General features: G+C 66.2%; 17 protein-coding genes and 1 pseudogene. 11 read left to right on the top strand and 7 right to left on the bottom strand.

The window, feature by feature from the left end; translation table 11 throughout:
* Positions 1-11 precede the first annotated feature (11 nt).
* From ABIE08_RS21440 to ABIE08_RS21405, 8 genes are all read left to right on the top strand, one after another.
* The gene (locus ABIE08_RS21440) at positions 12-1532 is read left to right on the top strand and encodes a sugar ABC transporter ATP-binding protein (RefSeq protein ID WP_354553919.1); all 1521 of its coding nucleotides are present in this window, start codon (positions 12-14) and stop codon (positions 1530-1532) included.
* Positions 1532-2503 carry an ABC transporter permease gene (locus ABIE08_RS21435; protein WP_354553918.1) on the top strand — a complete coding sequence of 324 codons (972 nt, stop codon included), beginning with the start codon at positions 1532-1534 and terminating at the stop codon, positions 2501-2503. Before ABIE08_RS21440 ends, ABIE08_RS21435 begins: the two co-directional genes overlap by 1 nt.
* Before the next feature lie 43 nt (positions 2504-2546).
* On the top strand, positions 2547-3557 hold the full coding sequence (locus ABIE08_RS21430) for a sugar ABC transporter substrate-binding protein (protein WP_354553917.1): 1011 nt from the start codon (positions 2547-2549) through the stop codon (positions 3555-3557).
* Positions 3558-3635: 78 nt separating this feature from the next.
* Entirely contained in the window at positions 3636-4475 is an 840-nt protein-coding gene (locus ABIE08_RS21425) for a sugar phosphate isomerase/epimerase family protein (protein ID WP_354553915.1), read from the top strand.
* Between the two features lie 48 nt (positions 4476-4523).
* Positions 4524-6077 carry a UxaA family hydrolase gene (locus ABIE08_RS21420; protein ID WP_354553914.1) on the top strand — a complete coding sequence of 518 codons (1554 nt, stop codon included), beginning with the start codon at positions 4524-4526 and terminating at the stop codon, positions 6075-6077.
* 184 nt (positions 6078-6261) lie between these two features.
* Positions 6262-6693 carry an RbsD/FucU family protein gene (locus tag ABIE08_RS21415; protein ID WP_354553913.1) on the top strand — a complete coding sequence of 144 codons (432 nt, stop codon included), beginning with the start codon at positions 6262-6264 and terminating at the stop codon, positions 6691-6693.
* 207 nt (positions 6694-6900) lie between these two features.
* Positions 6901-8160 (top strand): efflux RND transporter periplasmic adaptor subunit, encoded by a 1260-nt coding sequence (locus tag ABIE08_RS21410; RefSeq protein ID WP_354553911.1) that lies wholly within the window; start codon positions 6901-6903, stop codon positions 8158-8160.
* 4 nt (positions 8161-8164) lie between these two features.
* Positions 8165-11299 carry an efflux RND transporter permease subunit gene (locus ABIE08_RS21405; protein WP_354553910.1) on the top strand — a complete coding sequence of 1045 codons (3135 nt, stop codon included), beginning with the start codon at positions 8165-8167 and terminating at the stop codon, positions 11297-11299.
* A gap of 71 nt (positions 11300-11370) precedes the next feature.
* Here the strand turns inward: ABIE08_RS21405 and ABIE08_RS21400 are convergent, their stop codons facing one another.
* Both ABIE08_RS21400 and ABIE08_RS21395 read right to left on the bottom strand, forming a co-directional pair.
* Positions 11371-12282, bottom strand: coding sequence for a DUF2950 domain-containing protein (locus ABIE08_RS21400; protein ID WP_354553909.1), 912 nt, complete (start codon positions 12280-12282; stop codon positions 11371-11373).
* An 11-nt stretch (positions 12283-12293) separates the two neighbouring features.
* The gene (locus ABIE08_RS21395) at positions 12294-13709 is read right to left on the bottom strand and encodes a DUF3300 domain-containing protein (protein ID WP_354553907.1); all 1416 of its coding nucleotides are present in this window, start codon (positions 13707-13709) and stop codon (positions 12294-12296) included.
* A 304-nt stretch (positions 13710-14013) separates the two neighbouring features.
* On the opposite strand from ABIE08_RS21395, the gene ABIE08_RS21390 reads away from it, so the two are divergent.
* From ABIE08_RS21390 to ABIE08_RS21380, 3 genes are all read left to right on the top strand, one after another.
* Complete coding sequence (locus ABIE08_RS21390; protein WP_354553906.1) at positions 14014-14820, top strand: MipA/OmpV family protein; 807 nt, start codon at positions 14014-14016, stop codon at positions 14818-14820.
* Positions 14821-14986: 166 nt separating this feature from the next.
* On the top strand, positions 14987-16018 hold the full coding sequence (locus tag ABIE08_RS21385) for a Gfo/Idh/MocA family protein (protein ID WP_354553905.1): 1032 nt from the start codon (positions 14987-14989) through the stop codon (positions 16016-16018).
* Between the two features lie 139 nt (positions 16019-16157).
* On the top strand, positions 16158-16295 hold the full coding sequence (locus tag ABIE08_RS21380) for a hypothetical protein (RefSeq protein ID WP_354553903.1): 138 nt from the start codon (positions 16158-16160) through the stop codon (positions 16293-16295).
* Between the two features lie 529 nt (positions 16296-16824).
* On the opposite strand, the gene ABIE08_RS21375 is transcribed toward ABIE08_RS21380, so the two are convergent.
* From ABIE08_RS21375 to ABIE08_RS21355, 5 genes and pseudogenes are all read right to left on the bottom strand, one after another.
* Positions 16825-17622: an ABC transporter ATP-binding protein gene (locus ABIE08_RS21375; protein WP_354553902.1), complete on the bottom strand. Its 798-nt coding sequence runs from the start codon at positions 17620-17622 to the stop codon at positions 16825-16827.
* Positions 17619-18500: an ABC transporter permease gene (locus ABIE08_RS21370; RefSeq protein WP_354553901.1), complete on the bottom strand. Its 882-nt coding sequence runs from the start codon at positions 18498-18500 to the stop codon at positions 17619-17621. Before ABIE08_RS21370 ends, ABIE08_RS21375 begins: the two co-directional genes overlap by 4 nt.
* Before the next feature lie 319 nt (positions 18501-18819).
* Entirely contained in the window at positions 18820-19773 is a 954-nt protein-coding gene (locus tag ABIE08_RS21365; RefSeq protein ID WP_354553899.1) for an ABC transporter substrate-binding protein, read from the bottom strand.
* 124 nt (positions 19774-19897) lie between these two features.
* Positions 19898-20125 (bottom strand): annotated as a pseudogene (locus tag ABIE08_RS21360) (ABC transporter permease); the annotation flags it as partial.
* Positions 20126-20185: 60 nt separating this feature from the next.
* Positions 20186-20860, bottom strand: coding sequence for a GntR family transcriptional regulator (locus ABIE08_RS21355; protein WP_354553898.1), 675 nt, complete (start codon positions 20858-20860; stop codon positions 20186-20188).
* Positions 20861-21284 lie beyond the last annotated feature (424 nt).

Genomic DNA, 21284 nt, shown 5'->3' with positions numbered 1-21284 from the left:
GCACCACGGCCATGACCCCCGTTTCACCGCTCGCGATCCAGGTACAGGGCGTGACCAAGAGCTTTCTGGGTCAGCGCGCGCTGGATGACGTCGATTTCGAGGTTGCGCGCGGCGAGGTGCATGGCCTGGTCGGCAAGAACGGCGCCGGTAAGTCGACCTTCATGAAGATCCTGTCGGGCGCGCAGCCGCCCGACAGCGGCGAGATCATCGTCGGCGGCACCGCCTTCAAGGCGCTCAATCCGGCCGAGGGGCGCGCGGCCGGCATCGCCATCGTCTACCAGAACCCGGAACTGCATCTCGATCTCTCGGTCGCCGCCAACATTTTCCTCGGCGCCGAGCCGCGCAAAGCGTTCGGCATCCTCGATGACAAGGCGATGGCGACCCGGGCGACCGAGCTGCTGGCCCGGCTCGGGCTCGATCTGCCCGTCAACCAGCGGCTCGGCGATCTCGATATTGCCGATCGGCAGCAGGTGGCGATCGCCAAGGCGGTGCGCGAAAAGGCGCATGTGCTGCTGCTCGACGAGCCGACGGCGGCGCTCAACAAGGCGCAGGCCGAGTTCCTGTTCCGGTTGATCCGCGACCTCGCCAGACAGGGCATGGCGGTCGTCTATGTGTCGCACCACCTCGACGAAGTGCTGGCGATCTCGGACCGCATCACCGTGCTGCGCAACGGCCGCAAGGTGGCGCTGGTCGAGGGCCGGAGCGCCGACAAGGACGGGCTGATCTCTATGATCGTCGGGCGGACGCTGGACGCGGTCGAGACGCATCGAAGCGAACGGCCCAAGACGGAACCGTTCCTGGTGATGGACGGGGTTTCCAGCGCGGGCGGTCTCGACAATGTCTCGCTCGAGGTTGCCAAGGGCGAAATCGTCGGCCTGACCGGGCTGATCGGCGGTGGCGCCAATGCGCTCGCCGCCGTGATCGGCGGGCTCGACCATCGCCATGTCGCGGGCAGCATGTCGCTCGGCGGCCAACCCTATGCGCCCCGCGCCGTGCGCGAGGCGATCGCCCGCGGCGTGCTGTTCATCCCGGAGGACATGCGCGGGCGTGGGCTGGTGATGAGCCTGTCGATCGCCAAGAACATCTCGCTCGCGGCGCTCCGGCGGCTGTCGAAGCTGGGCTGGCTGAAGCTCGGCCAGGAGGCCGGCGTCGCGACCGACATGTCGGAACGGCTTGACCTTAATCCGCGCGCGCCGAGCCGCGAGGTCCGCTTCCTGAGCGGCGGCAACCAGCGCAAGGCGCTGCTCGGCCGCGCCATCTTCGCCGATGGCCAGCTCTTCGTGCTCGAGGAGCCGACCCAGGGCGTCGATGTCGAGTCGCAGCGGCAGATCCACGACCATCTGCGCAGTCTCGCCAACAAGGGCGCCACCATCGTCTTCGTGTCGACGGACCTCGAAGAGCTGATCGCGCTCGCCGATCGAATTCTCGTCCTTCGGAATGGCCGCATCGAGCAGGCCCTGTCGCCGGATCGGCTCGATCCCGAGCGCCTGCTCTCCGCCATCCAGACCCAAAGCACCCGGAGCGTGAACTGATGTCTTCTCCCGCCGCAACGGCTGCCAAGCCGGTCCCCCGAAAGCTCGGCGCGCTCCGTGGACAGGATCTCGGCCGCTACACATTGTTGATCGTGCTCCTGCTCATCGTGGTGGTGACCGCGATCGGCAATCCGCGCTTTCTGTCCGTGAACAACCTGCTGAACATCCTGTTCCAGGTGTCGGCGCTCGGCATCGTCGCCTCGGGCCAGACCATCCTGCTGATCGCCGGCGGGCTGGATCTTTCGGTCGGCGCGGCGCTTTCGGTGGCCGGCCTCGCCACGGCGCTCACCATCATGCACACCGGCTCGGTCGCGCTCGGTATCCTCGCCGGCGTGGTGGCCGGCACGGTGATCGGCGCCATCAACGGCATGCTGGTCGCCACCAACCGCGCGACGCCCTTCATCATCACGCTCGGCACGATGACTTTCCTGCAGGGCGTCGCCATCCTGATGTCGGGCGGCAGCCCGATCAACGACACCGGCGCGCTGTTCGACGTGTTCGGCCTCGGCGATTTCCTGCGCGTGCCATGGCCGGTCTACGCCATGTTCCTCGCCATCCTCGTCATGTTCCTGATCCTGCGCTTCACGACGCTCGGCCGCTATGCCTTCGCGATCGGCGGCAACGAGGAAGCGGCGCGGCTTTCCGGCATTCCCGTGCGGCGCATCAAGATCGCGCTCTATGCGCTGAGCGGCCTCTTCGTCGGCGTCGCCGGCGTCATCCTCACCGGCGTCCTCGATTCCGGCCTGCCCAGCATGGGCACGGGCTACGAGCTTCGCGCCATCGCGGCCGTGGTCATCGGCGGCACCCCGCTGATCGGCGGGCGGGGAACGGTGCTCGGCACGCTGGGCGGCGTCCTGCTGCTCGGGCTGGTGAGCAACAGCATGAACCTTCTCGGCGTCGGCGCGAATTTCCAGAGCGCCGTGCTGGGATTGATCATAACGGCGGCGGTCCTGCTGCAGAAGAAAGCCTAACCGGCACGCCGCTTCAGGGACATTGCAACGGAGGAGACGAGCAATGAATATCACGAGGAGAGCCCTCGCCGTGCTGGCGCTGGGAACCGCCATCCTGGCGCCGAGCCTGTCGCAGGCAGCGGAGAAGACCATCGCCTTCATGCGCGGCGGTCCGGATCCCTATTATCAGTATGGCATGAACGCGGCGCAGGCCGCCGCCGACAAACTCGGCGTCAAGCTGATCACCTATTCCGCCAATAACGACCCGACCCAGGAACTCGCCAACGTCCAGGACGCGATCACTAAGGGTGTCGACGGCATCCTGATCTACGCTGTGTCGCTTTCCTCGGAAAAGGCCGCCATCGCCCAGGCCAAGAAGGCCGGCGTGCCGATCTTCTTCCAGTACGGCTATGACCCGTCGATCCTGGCGGATTCGGCTGGCATCATGCAGATCGATCTCTACCGGTTCGGCGAACCGGTCGGCGAGGCGATCGGCAAGCTGCTGCCGGAGGGCGAATACGCCACCATCACCGGCAAGCTCGGCCGCGGCGACGCGGAAGCCTTCGTGCAGTCGTTCAAGAACGGCATCGCCAAGTCCGGCTCCAAGGCGGTCAGCGTTGCCGACCTCGCGGCCGACTGGGATCGTCAGAAGGCCATGGACGCCGCTTCGCAGATCCTGGCGGCGCATCCCAACGTCAAGGCGATCTATGCCGCCAATGACGACATGGCCGTCGGCGTCGCGATCGCCATCGAGCGTGCCGGCAAGACCGGCCAGATCCTGATCGGCGGCAATAATGGCGCGCCCTATGGCGTCGAACTGATCGAGAAGGGCCAGATGACCCTGACCGGCAGCAACCCGCCCTCGATCGCCTCGGTCCATGCGCTGCGCCTGCTGCTCGGCGTCATCGACGGTTCGGTCAAGCCGGGCCAGTTCTACTACGCGCCGAGCCAGGTGATCACCAAGGACAATCTGGCCGATGCCGCTCCCTGGGATGCAAAGCCTGAAATGGTGACCAAGTGGCTGGAAGAGCCGCTGCCGCAGGGTGCAGCTCCGCCGGTCCCGCCCACCAACTGATGCGTTGCGGCCGGTGGACCCTCGGGTCCGCCGGCTCCCTTCCGGCCGACCTGCCGGATGCGAACCAGGACATTCTCGATGAAGATCGGCTTCAATCTCCTGCTCTGGACGGCGCATGTCGAACCGCGACATTGGCCGATCCTCGAGGATTTGAAACGCTGCGGCTATGACGGCGTCGAGATCCCGATCTTCGAAGGCTCGCCCGAGCACTATGCCGAACTTGGCCGGGAACTCGACCGGCTGGGTCTCGAGCGCACGGTGATTTCGCTGTTCCCCGGCGTCGAGATGAACCCGCTCGGCGCCGACGCCGCGCAGCAGCAGGGTGCCCGCCGGCATATGGCCTGGATCCTCGATTGCTCGGCAGCATTGGGCGCCAGGGTCGTCGGCGGCCCGCTGCATTCGACGCTCGGCCATTTCTCCGGCGACGCGCCGACCTCGGATGAACGGGAGCGCGCCATCGCCTTCCACCGCGATGCCGGCGATATGGCGCGCGCCAAGGGCATCACGCTGGTGCTGGAGGCGGTCAACCGCTTCGAATGCTATTTCGTCAACACCATGCACGACCTGAACGATTATCTCGCCGCCGTCGCTCACCCGAACGTTGCTGGTATGTACGACACCTTCCACGCCAATATCGAGGAGAAGGACCCGATCGCCGCCGTGGCTGCAATCGCGCCGCATCTGGCGCATGTGCATGTCTCGGAGAATGATCGCGGCACGCCGGGCAAGGGTCACATCGATTTCGCCAGCACCTTCAAGGCGTTGAAGCAGGCCGATTATGACGGCTGGATCACCATCGAGGCGTTCGGACGGTCGATGCCGCTGCTGGCGGCGGCGACCCGGATCTGGCGCCCGGCCGCCACCGAAGTCTACAGCGACGGCTTCACGCTCATCCGCGATGGCTGGCGTTCAGCCTGAGGCCCGCGCAACGGCGGCTGCCCGTGTGGCCGCGATAGGAACGAACCCATGAACGAGGCAGCCCCCCTTCCGGCCCAGCCGCGCACGCTTCTCCTCCATGGCGAGGACAACATCGCGGTGGCGCTCGGCAATCTCGATGTCGGCATGACGACGGCGCAGGGCGTCACCATCCTCCGGCGCGTGCCGCGCGGGCACAAATTCGCGATCCGGCCGATCGCCGCGGGCGAGCCGATCCGCAAATTCGGCCAGATCATCGGCTTCGCCAAGACAGACATCGCCGCCGGCGACTGGGTGCATGAGCACAATTGCGGCATCGGCGAAGAGCATGGCGCCTTCGCGCGCGACTACGCCTTCAGCGAGGGGGTGGTGCCGACGCAATTTGTGCCGAAGGAATTCCAGGCGACCTTTCAAGGGTTCAGGCGCGCCAACGGCAAGGTCGGGACGCGCAATTATGTCGGCATCCTCACCTCAGTGAACTGCTCGACAACGGTTGCCGGTTTCATCGCGACCGAGATCGAACGATCAGGCATCCTGAGCGATTATCCGAATATCGATGGGATCGTCGTACTTAAGCAGGCCAATGGCTGCGTGATCGACTATCGCGGCGTGATCTTCGACACGCTGAAGCGCACGACCTGGGGCTATGCCACCAACCCGAACATGGGCGGCGTCGTCATGGTCGGCCTCGGCTGCGAGGGCTTCCAGATTCCGCGCTTCAAGGATGCCTATAACATCCAGGAGAGCGAGACTTTCCGCACCATGACCATCCAGGAAGTCGGCGGCACCAAGAAGACGGTCGATGCCGGCGTGGAAGCGGTCAAGGCGATGCTGCCGATCGTCAATGCGGTGAAGCGCGAGACGGTGCCGGCGAGCGAACTGATGCTGGCGCTACAATGCGGCGGGTCCGACGGCTATTCCGGCATCACCGCCAATCCGGCGCTGGGCGTCGCCGCCGATATCCTCGTGCGCCATGGCGGCACCGCCATTCTCTCCGAGACGCCGGAGATCTACGGCGCCGAACATCTGCTCACCCGGCGCGCCGTGTCGCGCGAGGTCGGCCAGAAGCTGGTCGACATCATCCATTGGTGGGAGGATTACGCCGAGCGTAACCTCATGGAGATGAACAACAATCCCTCGCCCGGCAACAAGCAGGGCGGCCTCACGACCATTCTCGAGAAGTCGCTCGGCGCCGCCGCCAAGGGCGGCACCTCGCCGCTCACGGCTGTCTATGGCTATGCCGAGCCGGTGACCGAGAAGGGCTTTGTCTTCATGGATACGCCGGGCTACGACCCGGTTTCGGCGACGGGCCAGGTGGCGGGCGGCGCCAACATCCTCTGCTTCACCACCGGGCGCGGCTCGGCCTATGGCTGCAAGCCGACCCCGTCGATCAAGATCGCCACCAATTCCGAGATCTACGCCAAGATGATCGACGACATGGACATCAATGGCGGCGACGTGCTCGACGGCAAGTCGCTCGAGACCAAGGGGCAGGAGATCTTCGACCGGATCCTCCAGGTCGCCTCCGGCGACAAGAGCAAGTCGGAACTGCTCGGCTATGGCGACAATGAATTCGTGCCGTGGCAGATCGGGGCGACCTTCTAGGGGGCGTTGACCCGTCTCCCGCTGTTAGCCTTCCGTTAACCCTGCGCCATCGCACAACGACCTTTTTCCGAACCCGAGGGGAGGGGCTCGGTCCGGTCCGCTCCGGCCTTCATCGGCGGGAGCGGACCGGACTGGTGCAAGCCCGGCTCCCCCCCCCCCCATTCCTCCAACCAAAGGACACGACATGCTCAAGGGACTTTCGCCGATCCTCTCGCCGGATCTGCTCTGGACGTTGCGCGCCATGGGCCATGGCGACGAGATCACCATCGTCGACGCCAACTACCCGGCCACCAGCGCCGGACCGGAGCTGATCCGGATCGATGCCGCCACGGCGCCGCAGGTGCTCGAAGCCATCCTGTCGCTGCTGCCGCTCGACCAGTATGACGATGTCGCCGCAATCTCCATGCAGGTGGTGGGCGATCCCGACCGGCGCGAGCCGATCGTCGATGAGTTCGAGGCGATCGTCCAGCGCCACGAGCCGGAACATAAGGTCCACTCGCTGGAGCGCTTCGCCTTCTATGAGCGGGCCAATGCCGGCTATGCCATCGTCCAGACCGGCGAGACCCGGCAATATGGCAATCTCATCCTGAAGAAGGGCATCGTCCGGCCGGCTTGAAAATGCCGGCTTGCCGTCGCTGCGCCGCGTGCGAGGGGGGTAGGCGCTAACCTTTGCGTGCGAATGCAGAATTCGCAGCAATATTTCGAAACACCAGCAATGTTTTGACGCCCAAAAACGGTTGCGCGGCTGGCGGACGAGGTGAAAAGAGAGGCTCTATAGGATCACTCGACAAGAGTGGTCGTGGCGATCTTCGGAGCATCTCGCATGAAACCCAGGGCCCTCGCATTGGCGAGCCTGTTCGGCGCTCTCTTCCTGGCGGCCTGTTCCGGCCCGTCTTCCGGGACCGGGCCGGGTCCAGGCGGGCCGCCGACGGGGCCCGTCGAGGTCGGCGTCGTCACGCTCAAGCCGCAGAACGTGCCGATCACGATCGAGCTGCCCGGCCGCGTCAGCGCCACCAAGGTGTCGGAGATCCGGCCGCAGGTCGATGGGCTGATCCAGAAGCGGGTGTTCACCGAGGGCGGCCAGGTCAAGGCCGGCGATCTGCTCTACCAGATCGATCCGCGCCCCTATCAGGCCGCCTATGACGCGGCCGCCGCGTCGCTGGAAAAGGCGCAGGCCGCCGTGCCGAGCGCGCAGGCCAAGGTCGACCGCTACAACCAGCTGGTCGGCGTGAATACGGTGACGGCGCAGAGCCTCGACGATGCCAAGGCGACGCTGGCCCAGGCCAAGGCCGATGTCGCGGCCGCCGAGGCGGCGCTCGCTTCCGCCCAGATCAACCTCGACTACACCAAGGTGCTGGCGCCGATTTCCGGCCTGATCAGCACCTCGACCGTGACCGAGGGCGCGCTGGTGACCGCCAATCAGGCGACGGCGCTCGCCACCATCCGCGAGATCGACCCGATCAATGTCGACCTGACCGATTCCAGCACCAATCTGCTGCGCATCCGCAGCCTGATGGACAGCGGACGGCTGAAGCGCGGCGATGGCCCGCCCAGGGTGCAGCTCAAGCTCAACGACACGCTCGTCTACGACAAGACCGGCGAACTGCGATCCGCCGAAGCGACCGTCAACGAGACCACCGGCACCTTCTCGATGCGCGCCAGCTTCGAAAACCCGACGCGCATGCTGCTGCCGGGCATGTATGTCCGTGCCATTGTCGATCTCGGCAATGACGAGGGCGCCTTCCTGGTGCCGCAGCGCGCCGTCAACCGCAACGCCAAGGGCGACGCGACGGCGATGTTCGTGTCGAAGGACGGCAAGGTCGAGACCCGGGTGCTGAAGACCATGCAATCGGTCGGCTCGGACTGGCTGGTCGAATCGGGCATTTCGGATGGCGACCGGCTGATCGTCGACGGGCTGCAGAAGATCGGCGACGGCCAAGCCGTGACCCCGATCGAGGTCGCGCTCGACGCGGCCGGCGTGGCGCATCCCGTGGATGCCAAGACGCCCGGATCCACCGGGACGCCTGCATCGACCGGCACGCCGGCTCCGGCCGCCGCTCCCGCCCCCGCGGCAGGAGGCTGATCGCATGGCCGATTTCTTCATCGACCGCCCGATCTTCGCCTGGGTGCTGGCGATCGCCGTCATGCTCGCGGGCCTGCTCGGCATCTACACTCTGCCGATCGCGCAATATCCCGAGATCGCGCCGACCACGGTGCGCATCTCCGCCACCTATCCCGGCGCCAGCGCCGAGACGATCGAGAACTCGGTGACCAAGATCATCGAGCAGGGCATGACCGGGCTTGAGAATCTCGACTACATGTCGGCCTCCAGCACCGCCTCCGGGCAGGCATCGGTCCAGCTCACCTTCTCCAGCGGCGTCGATCCCGACATCGCCCAGGTGCAGGTGCAGAACAAGCTGCAACTGGTGCAGTCGCAATTGCCCGATGCCGTGGTGGCGCAGGGCATAACGGTGACGAAGTCGACCTCGAGCATCCTGATGGTCGGCGGCCTGGTCTCGACCGATGGCAGCCAGTCGTCCGAGGATCTCGGCGACTATTTCTCCAGCCGGTTCGAGGATTCGATCAAGCGCGTCAGCGGCGTCGGCGACGTCAACGTCTTCGGCTCCGGCTATGCGATGCGGATCTGGCTCGATCCGATCAAGCTGTCCAAGTACCAGATGATTCCGAGCGACGTGGTCGCCGCGATCGCCGCGCAGAACAAGCAGGTTTCCGCCGGCCAACTCGGCGCGCTGCCCAGCATTGATGGCCAGCAGCTCAACGTCACTATCACGGCGCAGAGCCAGTTGCAGACGCCCGAGCAGTTCCGCGACATCATCCTGAAGACGACGACCGATGGCTCGATCGTCCATCTGAGCGATGTCGCGCGGGTCGAGATCGGCTCGGAAAGCTACACCACCAGTTCGCGCTTCGACGGCAAGAACGCCGCCGGCTTCGGCATCAACCTCGCCACCGGCGCCAATGCGATCGATACGGCCGCCGGCGTCGCCGAGGTGATCGCCAAGCTTTCGGCCGGCCTGCCGCCGAACATCGAGGTGGTGACGGCCTATGACACCACGCCCTTCGTCAAGCTTTCGATCGAGAAGGTGGTCGAGACGCTGATCGAGGCGGTGGTGCTCGTCTTCATCGTCATGTTCGTGTTCCTGCAGAGCTTCAGCGCCACGCTGATCCCGACGATCGCCGTGCCGGTGGTGCTGCTCGGCACCTTCGCCGTGCTGTCCTTCGCGGGTTATTCGATCAACACCTTGACCATGTTCGCCATGGTGCTGGCGATCGGCCTGCTCGTCGACGACGCCATCGTCGTGGTCGAGAATGTCGAGCGCGTGATGGCGGAAGAGGGCCTTTCGCCGCGCGAGGCGACCAAGAAATCCATGCACGAGATCACCGGCGCGCTGATCGGCATCGCGCTGGTGCTTTCGGCCGTGTTCGTGCCGATGGCCTTCTTCAGTGGCTCGGTCGGCGTGATCTATCGCCAGTTCGCGGTGACGATCGTCGCGGCGATGGTGCTCTCGGTCTTCGTCGCCCTGGTGCTGACGCCGGCGCTCTGCGCCACCATGCTGAAGCCCTCCAGCGGCCATGGCGAGCGCAAGGGCCTGTTCGGCTGGTTCAACCGGACCTTCGACCGGAATGCCGACCGCTACCAGCGTGGCGTCGGCGGGATCATCCGCCGGCCGATCCGCTTCTTCATCATCTACCTGCTGATGTGCGCCGGCGTCGCCTTCCTGTTCAACAGGTTGCCGACCTCCTTCCTGCCGGAAGAGGACCAGGGCGTGCTGATGACGTCGATCCAGCTTCCGGTCGGGGCCACCCGCGCCCGGACGCTGGAAGTTGTGAAGCAGGTCGAGGACCATTTCCTGACGCAGGAGAAGGATTCCGTCGACAGCGTGTTCTCCGCCCTCGGCTTCGGCTTCAACGGCAATGGCCAGAACGCGGCCATGGCCTTCATCAAGCTGAAGGATTTCGACCAGCGTACCCGTGCCGACCAGTCCGCCTCGGCGATTGCCGGACGGGCGATGGCGGCCTTTTCGAAAATCCGCGACGCGCAGGTTTTCGCCCTGTCGCCGCCGGCCTTGCCCAATCTCGGCAATTCCAACGGCTTCGAGATGTATCTGCAGGATTCGGCCGGGGCCGGTCCGGAGAAACTGGCCGCAGCGCGCGACCAGCTTCTGGCGATGGCGCGCGAGAATCCGCTGGTCAGCGGCGTCCGCCAGGGCGGCCAGGAGGACCAGGCCGAATTCCGCATCAACATCGACCAGGCCAAGGCCCGGGCGCTCGGCATCGATCTCGGCGATATCAACGACACGATCTCGGTCGGCTTCGCCGGCAGCTATGTCAACGACTTCATCGATCGCGGCAAGGTCAAGCCGGTCTATCTCCAGGCCGACGCGCCCTTCCGCATGCAGCCGGACAATCTGGACGACTGGTTCGTGCGCAATGCCAGCGGCGAGATGGTCCCGTTTTCCAGCTTCGTCTCGACGGACTGGACCTATGGCTCGCCCAAGCTCGATCGCTATAACGGCATCTCGGCGGTGAGCATCCAGGGTTCGGCCGGGGCGGGTGTCAGCTCGGGCACGGCCATGGACGAGATGCTGGCCATGGTCGCCAAGCTGCCGGATGGCTTCACCGCCTCGTGGACGGGGCTTTCCTACCAGGAGCAGCTTTCCGGCAACCAGGCGCCGGCGCTCTATGCGATCTCGATCCTCGTCGTCTTCCTCTGCCTGGCGGCGCTGTATGAGAGCTGGTCGATCCCGTTCTCGGTCATGCTTTCCGTTCCGATCGGCGTGCTCGGCGCGCTGATCGCCGCCAAACTGTTCGGCCAGTCGAACGACGTCTACTTCAAGGTCGGCCTGCTGACGACGATCGGCCTCGCGGCGAAAAACGCGATCCTGATCGTCGAATTCGCCAAGGACCAGCAGGCGGCTGGCAAGGGGCTGGTCGAAGCGACGCTCGACGCCGCGCGGATGCGGCTTCGGCCGATCCTGATGACGTCGCTGGCCTTCATCTTCGGCATCCTGCCGCTGGCGATCGCCACTGGCGCCGGCTCGGGCGCGCAGAACGCGGTCGGCACCGGCGTGATGGGCGGCATGATCGCGGCAACAGCGATCGGTATCTTCTTCGTGCCGCTGTTCTATGTCGGCGTGCGCCGCCTCGGCTCCTGGCGGATGTCGCGCAAGACCTCCGCGCCGGCCGAAAAGCCGGTCTAGAACCGGGGCGGACAAGCCTGCGAAGCAACAGAGCGGCGCGGAACCCAACCGGTTCCGCGCCGCTCTGGCATTCAGGGCTCGACCGGCTCCCAGGCCGGGCCGGGATTGAAGCTCTGGATTTTTGGACCGACCGCGGCGGTCGAGGCGCCGAGATTGCGCTGGTAGACCTTGCCGCGCTGGTCACACAGGAAGGTCATGATGCCGGTCTCGCCCCAAATCTCCGGATAGGCGACGAGCGCGAAGCCGGCCAGCATCCGGTCCTTGACGAGATAATCATAGGCGCCGCCCGGCGCCGCCGGACCCTGGCGCGTCAGCACCCGATAGCGATAGCCGTGATAAGCGCGAGGCGTGTCGGAATCCTTGCCCGTTCGCACCGAGGCGGCGGCGATCTGGTCGCCGAGCGGGCTGCGATCGGTCGGCGATTCCGGTTCCCAGTAGAGCCCGTCATGCCGGCCGGGCGTGCTGATCAGCCGGCGCGCGAACTGATGCACCGGCTCGTCGTCATGCAGGGTGCGGAAATACTCGTTCTGGGCCGCGACATAATCCTCGCAGGCGCCGATCGCCACGAGTTCGTTCCGGCCGATCGCCATGTCGGCGATCCTCTGCCGGCCCGCCTCCAGATCGAAGGCCCAGCCCCCGCCGGAGGGTTTGAGCGGAATGGGAAACGGCCAGGCATCGGCGCCGAAGGTCAGCACCTTGGCGCCGTCCTCGCCATCCGTGACGGCGCTGCCCTTGCTGGCGAGATCGAGGAAATCGGAAAGCCGCTGCTTGTCGACTTCCTCGTCGCCGGAGGCGATCAGCTCCCGCGCGCCGGGGCCGAAAATCTTGTCCAGCATGCCCTTTTCCGGCGCCTTCGCCGCGTCGACGAGCGCTGTCGACGCCGCCTCGGGCGTGGGGAAGACCTGTTGGGCGCCGGCCGGCTGGGCGAGGAGGGTGGCTCCGGCGACCAGCATGGCGATGGCGGACAGGGCTATTTTCAGCATGACCGTTCTCCTCAGCGCCGACCGCGTCCGCCACCACCACCGCCACGATGCATCTGCCGACCGCCACCGCCGCCGCCGCGCTGCATCTGCGGTCGTCCGCCCCCGCCGCGATACATCTGCGGTGGCCGGCCGCCGCCGCGGTTGACCTGCGGGCGGGGCGAGGAGGGTCGGGCGACCGACTGCCGGCTGGAGGCTCCACGGTTCGAGACCGCCTTGGATCCTTTGCCGCCCATTTTCGCGCTGCTGAAGGCGGTGTCCTTGGCCGGCTTCTTGGCCGCCGCCTTGCCGCCGGAAGCCGGTCGCTGCGCCTTGTTGGCGCCAGCGGGCCGATCAGGCCGGTTGCCGGCATTGGGCCGGTTGCCCGCGTCAGGCCGGTTGCCCATGTCGGGACGGTTGCCGGCGGAGGGGCGGTTGCCTGCCTCCGGCCGGTTGCCGGCGTTCGGGCGATCCGCGCCGGGCCGGTTGCCAGCGCCGGGGCGATTGCCGGCATTGGGGCCGCCCGGCCGGTTGCCCAGGCCCGGCTTGGTGCCCTGGCCGGGTCGATAACGGTCGCCGTCCGGCCGCCAGGGCCGCGTGCCGCCGCCTATATCGATGTCGTTGCCGATGTTGATGTTGTTTCCGCCGCCCGGCCGGTAGCCGGGATAGCCCGGCCAGCGCGGCGGGTAGACCCAGCCGCGGCCCCAGTCCCAGACGTTGTCGATGGCGATGCCGACCGCGACGCCGACCCCAAAGCCGATCAGCCCGGCCGCGACCGTGTCGCCGCTTTCGTAATAGACCGTCTGCGGATCATAGGTCGGCACATAGATGACGCCAGGCGTCGCCGGCTCGATGGTGACGTAATTGGTGCCGCCCTGGTCCTGCACGACGACCTTCTGCTGCTCGGTGGTCTTGAGCGACCCGGCCTTCTGCGCTTCGCGGCGCAGGTCCTGGATCATCGCGGCGACGTCGTCGGGCTGGTTGACGAAGGCATCGCCCAGGTCGGTCGTCATGTCGAGGTCGTCGTTGAGCCGCTCGATGATGTCGGGGAAGCGCACCAGGGCCTTGACGGTCGGGTCCCAGTTTTGCGTATCGACGCCGGAGAAATCGTTCTTGGCGACAGCGGCCTTGTTCTTGGCCAGCCAGCGCGCCGCCTGGACAATGTCAACGGGATAGGCGCAGGCCGGCAGCAATTGCGCCAGCAGCGCATCGGGATAGAGCGCGAAGGGCGCGAGCAGCTTGCGCAGCTCGTCCTGGGTGAAGACGTCGTCCGGCGCAGCCTGGGTCGGGGCGGAGGCGGCCGCTTCGGCCGGCGATGCCGCCGGAGGCTGCATCCGCGGGGCCGGGGCGTCCTGCGCCCGTGCCGCGATAGAACTGGTGATGAGCGCGGCCGTCGCGAGCAAGACAACGCCGATGGCCGGCCGGCGTGTACCTTGGGATGAAGCTGTCATTTCGCCACCTGACGATCCTGGACAAGCCCATCGACCTTATATGACGCTAGGGAATGTGCAATTCCTAACGTCATGGCCGTGATCTGTATTGGATCAATTCTTGCGGACCGAACGACGCAGAACGTATTTCCCGCAAGCGCCGCCACGGCCGCCGCTTCATGGCGAAGCGCCACAACCGAGCCGCGCCGTGCTGCGGGCGGGCTCGTAATAATTTCTTCAGCAACGCGCGTGATATCTAGCTAACCATAGTGCGTGGGGAGGTTGCGACTGGCCCCGGCGTATCGCGTTCCGGAGAATGCCAGCCTTGTTGCGAATTCTGACTGCCGCTTCCCTGTTGCTGCCGCTTGCCGCTCTCACCGCGCAGGCGGCCGAGCGTCGTCCCTATGGCGATGTCGACCTGGTGATCGAACTGGGCGCCGGCGGCAAGCTGGTGCCGAGCTTCCTGGGCTCGAAGGACCTGTTGTTCTCGCCCTATCCGATCGTCTCCATGTCCTATTTCCGGCTGCCCGGCGTGTTCGAGCTGGGCGGCGGACCGAAGACGGCGCTGAATTTCGGCCCGTCATTCCGCATCATCGGCGAGCGCAACCCGAACGACGAGCCGGGCCTTGCCGGCACGCGCGGGCTCGACGCGACCTATGAGCTGGGCGTCAAGGCCGGCTACGAGTTCAACTTCGACGAGGTCTATGGCGCGGAAGTGCTGGGCGAAGTGCGCGGCGCGTTCGGCGAGGCCAGCGGCGTGGTCGGCAGCTTCGGCGCCGATGCAATCGTCCGTCCGACCAAGCAGGTCGAGCTGAAGCTCGGCCCGCGCGCCAATTTCGGCTCCAGCGGCTTCACGAGCACCTATTTCAATGTCTCGGCCGAGGAAAGCCTCGCCAGCGGGGGCAACCTCGCGGCCTATGATGCCGGCGGCGGCATCTATTCGGTCGGCCTCAAGGCGTCGGCGCGCTACGAGTTCAAGCCGGACTGGTTCCTGAATGCCGATGCCGGCTACGACCGCTTCGTCGGCGACGCCAAGAATTCGCCGATCGTGGCGACGGCCGGTAGCGAGAACCAGTTCACCGTTGGCCTCGGTATCTCCAAGCGCTTCTCGGTCGATCTTTTTCGCGACTGAACGCTGCCTCTCCCTGCCGAATTCGTCTGCCTCCGCTTGACGTTGGCGCGGCCGGCTGCTCGACTCTCCGCCAAGCTGCGGGCCGGTCCGACGCGCCAATGGGACCGGTCGCGGCGCATCGCGAAAACGCGCCGGCGCAGGCTGATTCAGTCGAGGGAGAGAGACGATGACACTTCGGAGGGGCGCCCTTGTCGGGTGCGGGTTCTTTGCGCGCAATCATCTGAACGCCTGGGCAGAACTGGCGGATCGCGCGAAGATCGTCGCGGTCTGCGATGTCGACGGCGAGAAGGCGGCGTCTGCCGCGGCCGATTTCGGCATCCCGGCCTTCTACACCGATTTCGAGACGATGCTTTCGACCGAGAAGCCGGATTTCGTCGACATCGTCACCACGGCGCCGTCGCATCGCGCGCTGGTCGAGGCCTGCGCCCGGCATGGCGTGGCGGCGGTGGTGCAGAAGCCGCTGGCGCCGGACTGGGAAGATTGCCGCGCGCTGGTCTCGGCCATGGACAAGGCCGGCCGGCCGCTGATGGTGCATGAGAACTTCCGCTTCCAGGCGCCGCTGCTGCGCGCCGCCGAAATCGCCCGCTCCGGCGTGCTGGGCGAGCCGACCTGGGGTCGCTTCGCCTTCCGCACCGGCTATGACATCTACAAGGGCCAGCCCTATCTCGCAGAGGTCGAGCGCTTCGTGCTGCTCGATATCGGCGTGCATGTGCTGGATGTCGCCCGGGTGTTCATGGGCGAGGCGACGAGCGTCTATTGCCTCGACCAGGCGATCAAGCAGGGCATCAAGGGCGAGGACCAGGCGACGGTGATGATGCGCCATGCCAATGGCGCGGTCAGCGTTTCCGAATGCAGCTATGCCAGCCGCCAGTCGCCCGACCTATTCCCGCAGACGCTGATCCACTTCGAAGGCACCAAGGGCTCGATCCGGGTCGAGGCGGATTGCCGGCTGGTCGTTACCTCGCCCGAGGGCAACTTCACGGAAATCGCGGCGCCAAAGCCGCTTTCGTGGGGTGGCGAGCCCTGGCTGCTGATCCAGGACAGCGTGGTCTCGACCCAGCGCCACTGGCTCGACAGCCTCGACGCCGGAAGCGAGCCCGCGACCTCGGGCCACGACAACCTCAACACCTTCGCCCTGGTCGAAGCCGCGTACAAGTCGATCGAGACGGGCGGGCCGGTCACGCCCGAAGCCTTCTGAACCGTGCCGGCTTAACATTTTTGGATCGTTCGGGCGTCGCTTGTTCTATGGAACCTGGCGACGCCCGGAATTCCGTTTCTTGGCAGGGCTGGCCGCTCCCGCGATGATGTTGGCATCGATTGAAGCGGAGCGTTTCGGCATGGCCAACCCCAGGAACAGCGCGGCATCCATCCCGCCAAGCGGCTGCGGCACCTGCCGCAATTGCAGCTCGCTGTTCTGGGGCATCGGCGCCGCGACGGGCCTGCGCTGCGTCGGGGATGCCGGTAAGGCGCGCTGAGGCTGCGTCTCCCACCGCCGCCGTCATCCTCGCGCAAGCGAGGATCCATGCGGCGGGGTTTTCGGGCGGCGACGCCTTCGTCTTTCGCAATTCCCTGGGGTTCGGCTGAATGGATCCTCGCTTTCGCGAGGATGACGCCGAGTGGGTGGCTGCGATTCGTCGCCCCGGCGAAGGCCGGGGCCCATGAACACCGCCCAGGCAAGATGTGGCGGCGTCCCCCGGCAAGGTCCGGTTGGGGCGCTGAGGCTGCGTCTCCCACCTCCGCCGTCATCCTCGCGGAAGCGAGGATCCATGCAGCGGGGTTTTCGGGCTTTCATATCGCCGGGTGGCTATGGTGACAGCTCGCCGAGCCCCCTCCCCGAAAATGCGAAGGGCATTTTCGACCCTCCCTCAAGGGGAGGGTTCGAGCGGGACCTGGTCCGGGAGAGCGGCACACTTCCCTTGAACCCTCCCCTTGAGGGAGGGTCAAAACCGGCGGCGCCGGTTTTGGGGAGGGGCGCTTGGCCTGTCCGGCTACGGCCCCCTAGGATCAGCTCACCAGCAGCGCGTCGTCGTCGAGGGTTTCGCCGCCGCGGGCCTTGCGGAACATCTCGATCAGGTCCTCAATCGTCAGATTGCGGCGGTTGTCGCCGACCACGTCGAGGATCACCTTGCCGCCATGCAGCATGACGGTGCGGGTGCCGTAATCGAGCGCCTGGCGCATCGAATGGGTGACCATCAGCGTCGTCAGCTTGTGCTTCTCAACCAGCGACTGGGTCAGCTCCATGACGAACTCGGCCATGCCGGGATCGAGCGCCGCCGTGTGCTCGTCGAGCAGCAGCACCTCGCTGCCGGCCAAGGTCGCCATGACCAGCGACAGCGCCTGGCGCTGGCCGCCGGAGAGAAGATCCATCCGGTCGTCCATGCGGTTTTCGAGGCCGAGCTTCAGTTCGGCGACGCGGGCGCGGAATTCCTCGCGTCGGTTGCTGCCGATGGCGAGGCCGAAACCGCGCCGGCTGCCGCGGGCGGCGGCGAGCGCCAGGTTTTCCTGGATCGTCAGCGCGCCGCAGCTGCCGGTCAGCGGGTCCTGGAAGACGCGGGCGACATATTTCGCGCGCTGCGCCGTGGCGATGCGCGTGACGTCGCGGCCGCCGATGACGACGCGGCCCGAGGTCGGGATGACGTCGCCGGCCAGCACGCCGAGCATGGTCGACTTGCCGGCGCCGTTCGAGCCGATGACGGTGACGAAGGAGCCGGTCTCGATCGCGAGGTCGAGGCCGGAGAGCGCCTGCTTCTCGAGCGGGGTGCCGCGTCCGAAGATGACGGAAAGGTTGGAAAGCTCGATCATGCCGTGGCCCTCCCGCGGCGCAGTCGGGGCAGGATCAGCGCGCAGGCGACGAGGACGGCGGTGACGAGATTCAGATCCGACGCCTTGAGGCCGAGAATGTCGCTGGAGAGCGCCAGCTGGATGGCGATGCGGTAGAGCACCGAGCCGATGACGCAGCCGACCAGCGCCCAGATGATCAGGCGCGAATGGAACAAAGTCTCGCCGATGATCACGGCGGCGAGGCCGACGACGATGGTGCCGACGCCCGAGGTCACGTCGGCGAAGCCGTTGGTCTGGGCGAACAGCGAGCCGCCCAGCGCGACGAGCGCGTTGGAAAGCGCCATGCCGAGATAGATGTGCAGGCTGGTGTTGACGCCCTGGGCCCGCGCCATGCGCGGATTGGCGCCGGTCGCCCGCATGGCGAGGCCGAGATCGCTGGCGAGGAAGCGCCAGACCAGGAAGACGGCGATGATGACGAGCACGCCGATGAAGAGCGGCCGGACGTAGAACTCGGACAGGCCATGGCCGAAGAACGGCGTCAGCATCGTGTCCTGGTTGATCAGCGCGACGTTCGGCTTGCCCATGACGCGCAGATTGACCGAGAACAGCGCGATCATCGTCAGGATCGAGGCGAGCAGGTTCAGGATGCGGAACTTGACGTTCAGCGTCGCGGTGACGAGGCCGGCGGCGGCGCCCGCCACCATGGCGATCGCCGTGGCGAGCCAGGGGTTCCAGCCGGCGATGATCAGCACGGCGGCGACCGCGGCGCCGAGCGGGAACGAGCCGTCGACGGTCAGATCCGGGAAGTCGAGGATGCGGAAGGCGAGATAGACGCCGAGCGCCACGAAGGAGAAGACGAGGCCGAGTTCAACCGCGCCGAGGAAGGCAATTTGGCTCACGAAAGCGGCCTCTTCGATAGAGCAAGAATCATCTGGGTCGAACCCGACTTTTCACCTCTCCCTGAGGGGAGACCTTGCTTGGCATCAATATCGTCGCACCGGCGAAGGCCGGGGCCCATGAACACCGGCCAAGGAAGCCGTGGCCCCGCCTGCCGGCCGGATGGCGGTGTGTGTGGATCCCGGCCTTCGCCGGGATGACGACGGTGTTGCGCGAGGTTCTCCTACGGAGAGGTGAGAGTAGCATTTCCAGAGCGGCTTAAGCCCGCTCTACTCGTGACCGGCAAAAGGAAGGCCCGGCGCTGGGCCGGGCCGTCCTTGATTACTTGATGACCTTGGTGGCGCGGTCGACGACCGATTTCGGCAGCGTCAGGCCGATCTTCTCGGCCGCGGCCGGGTTGATCACCAGATCGGTGCCGGCGGCGACCTTGATGTCGATGTCGCCCGGCTTTTCGCCGTTCAGGATGCGCACGACGATGGCGCCAGTCTGCTTGCCGACGTCATAGTAGTTGAAGCCGAGCGCCGCGACGGCGCCGCGCGAGACGGAATCCGTGTCGGCGGTGAAGAGCGGCAGCTTGCTTTCGATCGCGACGGTGACAGCCGATTCCAGCGCCGAGACGATGGTGTTGTCGGTCGGCACGTAGATGGCGTCGACGCGGCCGGCCAGCGCGCGGGCGGCGTTCTGCACTTCCGACGAGCGGGTCGCGGCCGACTCGACGACGGCGATGCCCTGCTCGGCGCCATACTTCTTCAGCAGCTCGACCAGCGTGACAGAATTGGTCTCGCCCGGGTTGAACAGCACGCCGATGGTCTTCACCGACGGCAGGATTTCCTTGATCAGCGCGACGTGATCGGCGACCGGCGACAGGTCGGAAAGGCCGGTGACGTTGCCGCCGGGCTTCTCCAGCTGCTTGACGAGCTGGGCGCCGACCGGGTCGGTCACGGCCGAGAAGACGATCGGGATGTCGCGCGTGGCGGAGACGACGGCCTGGGCCGACGGGGTCGAGATCGGGACGATGATGTCCGGGCCGTTGCCGATGAACTGGCGGGCGATCTGCGCGGCGGTGCCGGGATTGCCCTGCGCGGATTCGTAATTGAACGTCAGGTTCTCGCCGACCTTGAAGCCGGCTTCGCCGAGCGCGTCCTTGACGCCGTCGCGGACGGCGTCCAGCGCCGGATGCTCGACAATGGCGGTGACATCGACGGTGACGTCGCGCGCGAGGGCAGGCTGGACGAAGGCGAGGGTCGCGATCGCGGCGGCAGTCAGGAACTTCATCAGAGGGCCCCCCTTAGTGGCTTCTTGGAATTTGTTTGTTCGGTCAAACGGTGAAACCAGCCCCCGGCGGAGAAGTCAACATCCCAGCCGATCCGCAGTGGCGGATCGGCCTTTGCGTCCGGGTCTAGCGCAGCGCCTTCTGGCCGCCGGCGGCGGTGATCACGCCGACGATGATCAGCCCGGTCAGGAGCAGGCGCACGCCGGCGCTGACGCCGAAGGTGTTGAGCATGGTGCGCAGCAGCACCAGGAACAGCGAGGCGCCCCAGATCCCCGGCACGTTCGCCTTGCCGCCGGCCACCGAGGTGCCGCCGATGACGACCACGGCGATCGCCAGCAGCGTGTAGCCGTTGCCGAGATTGGCGTCGGCCGAGGTCGTGATGCCGACCAGCGCCACACGTCCCCGCTGCAGTAGTCAGCGCATGCTTTCGATCAAATCCTCGGCATCCGCGTCGGCATGCCGGTTGGCCAGCTGGAAGGCGGCTTCCGCGTCGCCATTGCAGATCGCGTTCACCAGCGGCTCGTGCAGTTCGATGATGTCGAGCGGGTTCTGGTAGAACTTGTCGGTCAGCCGCAGGAACATCCGCGTCTGGCCCTCCAGCCGGCTGTAGACGTCCATCAGCCGGCGATGGCCGGAGATCTCGATCACCGTGCGGTGGAAATCGAAGTCGAGTTCGGTCAGCCGCGCCCGGTTGCCGGTCTGCGCCGCTATGCGCATCGCCTGCAGCAGGGCTTCGAGCGCCTTGCGGCCCTTGTCGTCGATCCGCTTGGCGGCGAGACGGGCGCCCAGCGATTCCAGCGCCTCGCGCAGCAGCGAGATCTCGTAGATGTCGGAAGTCTCGACCGTGATGACGAAATTGCCCCGGCGGGGGCGGTATTCGACCAGGCCCTCGGCCTGCAGGAATTTCAGCGCGGCGCGGATGGTGCCCTGGCTGACATTGAAGCGGGTTGCAAGTTCCAGTTCGATCAGGCGGGCGCCAGGGGCCAGTTCGCCGTCGAGGATGGCCGTGCGCAGCGCCGCGCCGATCTCAGCTTCGAGGCTCGCATGCGTATCGCCGGATACGGTTTTCTTGGTCTGGCGGCCCATCATCGGATCGCTCCTGTACGGGACTGGGAAGGGATGTCGCAAAGGGGATATCCGTCGATCGGCCGTTCCGTCACGAGCCACGCCGCAGGAATCGAGCCCCGTCGCGTCTCGCCCGATCCGTGCCTTGCCCTCATGCGCTCCAGCCAGTTCCCCGGGGATTTCCATGCCTGTCCGGCATTGAAAACTAACAATAAACGATATTTCCACCACGACTAGGCCGGGCGTTCCCCCGTCCCGCATCTTAAGCGCGATGTGCCCTCCTATTTGGCCCATTCGTGCAATCGGCAACATCCTGTCTTCCGACATGCCATTTTATCAATAATCGATATTGACACGGCTCCAAACTCGCAGGATCTTGCGCGCCGTCCAGAACGCCCCCGCGGGCGAGCCAACCAAGCCGCATGAGACGCCGCCCCTTACGCGGCAC

Source organism: Kaistia defluvii (assembly GCF_040548815.1).
Classification (GTDB): domain Bacteria; phylum Pseudomonadota; class Alphaproteobacteria; order Rhizobiales; family Kaistiaceae; genus Kaistia; species Kaistia defluvii_A.
The sequence above is the reverse complement of the archived record's forward strand: the minus strand, read 5'-3'. Positions and strand labels throughout refer to the sequence as shown.

Excerpts from the sequence above, each read along its gene's own strand:
- ABIE08_RS21380 (WP_354553903.1), top strand. The coding sequence starts at position 16,158 with ATGGCCAACCCCAGGAACAGCGCGGCATCCATCCCGCCAAGCGGCTGC.
- ABIE08_RS21405 (WP_354553910.1), top strand. The coding sequence starts at position 8,165 with ATGGCCGATTTCTTCATCGACCGCCCGATCTTCGCCTGGGTGCTGGCG.
- ABIE08_RS21365 (WP_354553899.1), bottom strand. The coding sequence starts at position 19,773 with ATGAAGTTCCTGACTGCCGCCGCGATCGCGACCCTCGCCTTCGTCCAG.
- ABIE08_RS21410 (WP_354553911.1), top strand. The coding sequence starts at position 6,901 with ATGAAACCCAGGGCCCTCGCATTGGCGAGCCTGTTCGGCGCTCTCTTC.
- ABIE08_RS21415 (WP_354553913.1), top strand. The coding sequence starts at position 6,262 with ATGCTCAAGGGACTTTCGCCGATCCTCTCGCCGGATCTGCTCTGGACG.
- ABIE08_RS21430 (WP_354553917.1), top strand. The coding sequence starts at position 2,547 with ATGAATATCACGAGGAGAGCCCTCGCCGTGCTGGCGCTGGGAACCGCC.
- ABIE08_RS21355 (WP_354553898.1), bottom strand. The coding sequence starts at position 20,860 with ATGATGGGCCGCCAGACCAAGAAAACCGTATCCGGCGATACGCATGCG.
- ABIE08_RS21425 (WP_354553915.1), top strand. The coding sequence starts at position 3,636 with ATGAAGATCGGCTTCAATCTCCTGCTCTGGACGGCGCATGTCGAACCG.
- ABIE08_RS21435 (WP_354553918.1), top strand. The coding sequence starts at position 1,532 with ATGTCTTCTCCCGCCGCAACGGCTGCCAAGCCGGTCCCCCGAAAGCTC.
- ABIE08_RS21440 (WP_354553919.1), top strand. The coding sequence starts at position 12 with ATGACCCCCGTTTCACCGCTCGCGATCCAGGTACAGGGCGTGACCAAG.
- ABIE08_RS21385 (WP_354553905.1), top strand. The coding sequence starts at position 14,987 with ATGACACTTCGGAGGGGCGCCCTTGTCGGGTGCGGGTTCTTTGCGCGC.
- ABIE08_RS21395 (WP_354553907.1), bottom strand. The coding sequence starts at position 13,709 with ATGACAGCTTCATCCCAAGGTACACGCCGGCCGGCCATCGGCGTTGTC.
- ABIE08_RS21420 (WP_354553914.1), top strand. The coding sequence starts at position 4,524 with ATGAACGAGGCAGCCCCCCTTCCGGCCCAGCCGCGCACGCTTCTCCTC.
- ABIE08_RS21400 (WP_354553909.1), bottom strand. The coding sequence starts at position 12,282 with ATGCTGAAAATAGCCCTGTCCGCCATCGCCATGCTGGTCGCCGGAGCC.
- ABIE08_RS21375 (WP_354553902.1), bottom strand. The coding sequence starts at position 17,622 with ATGATCGAGCTTTCCAACCTTTCCGTCATCTTCGGACGCGGCACCCCG.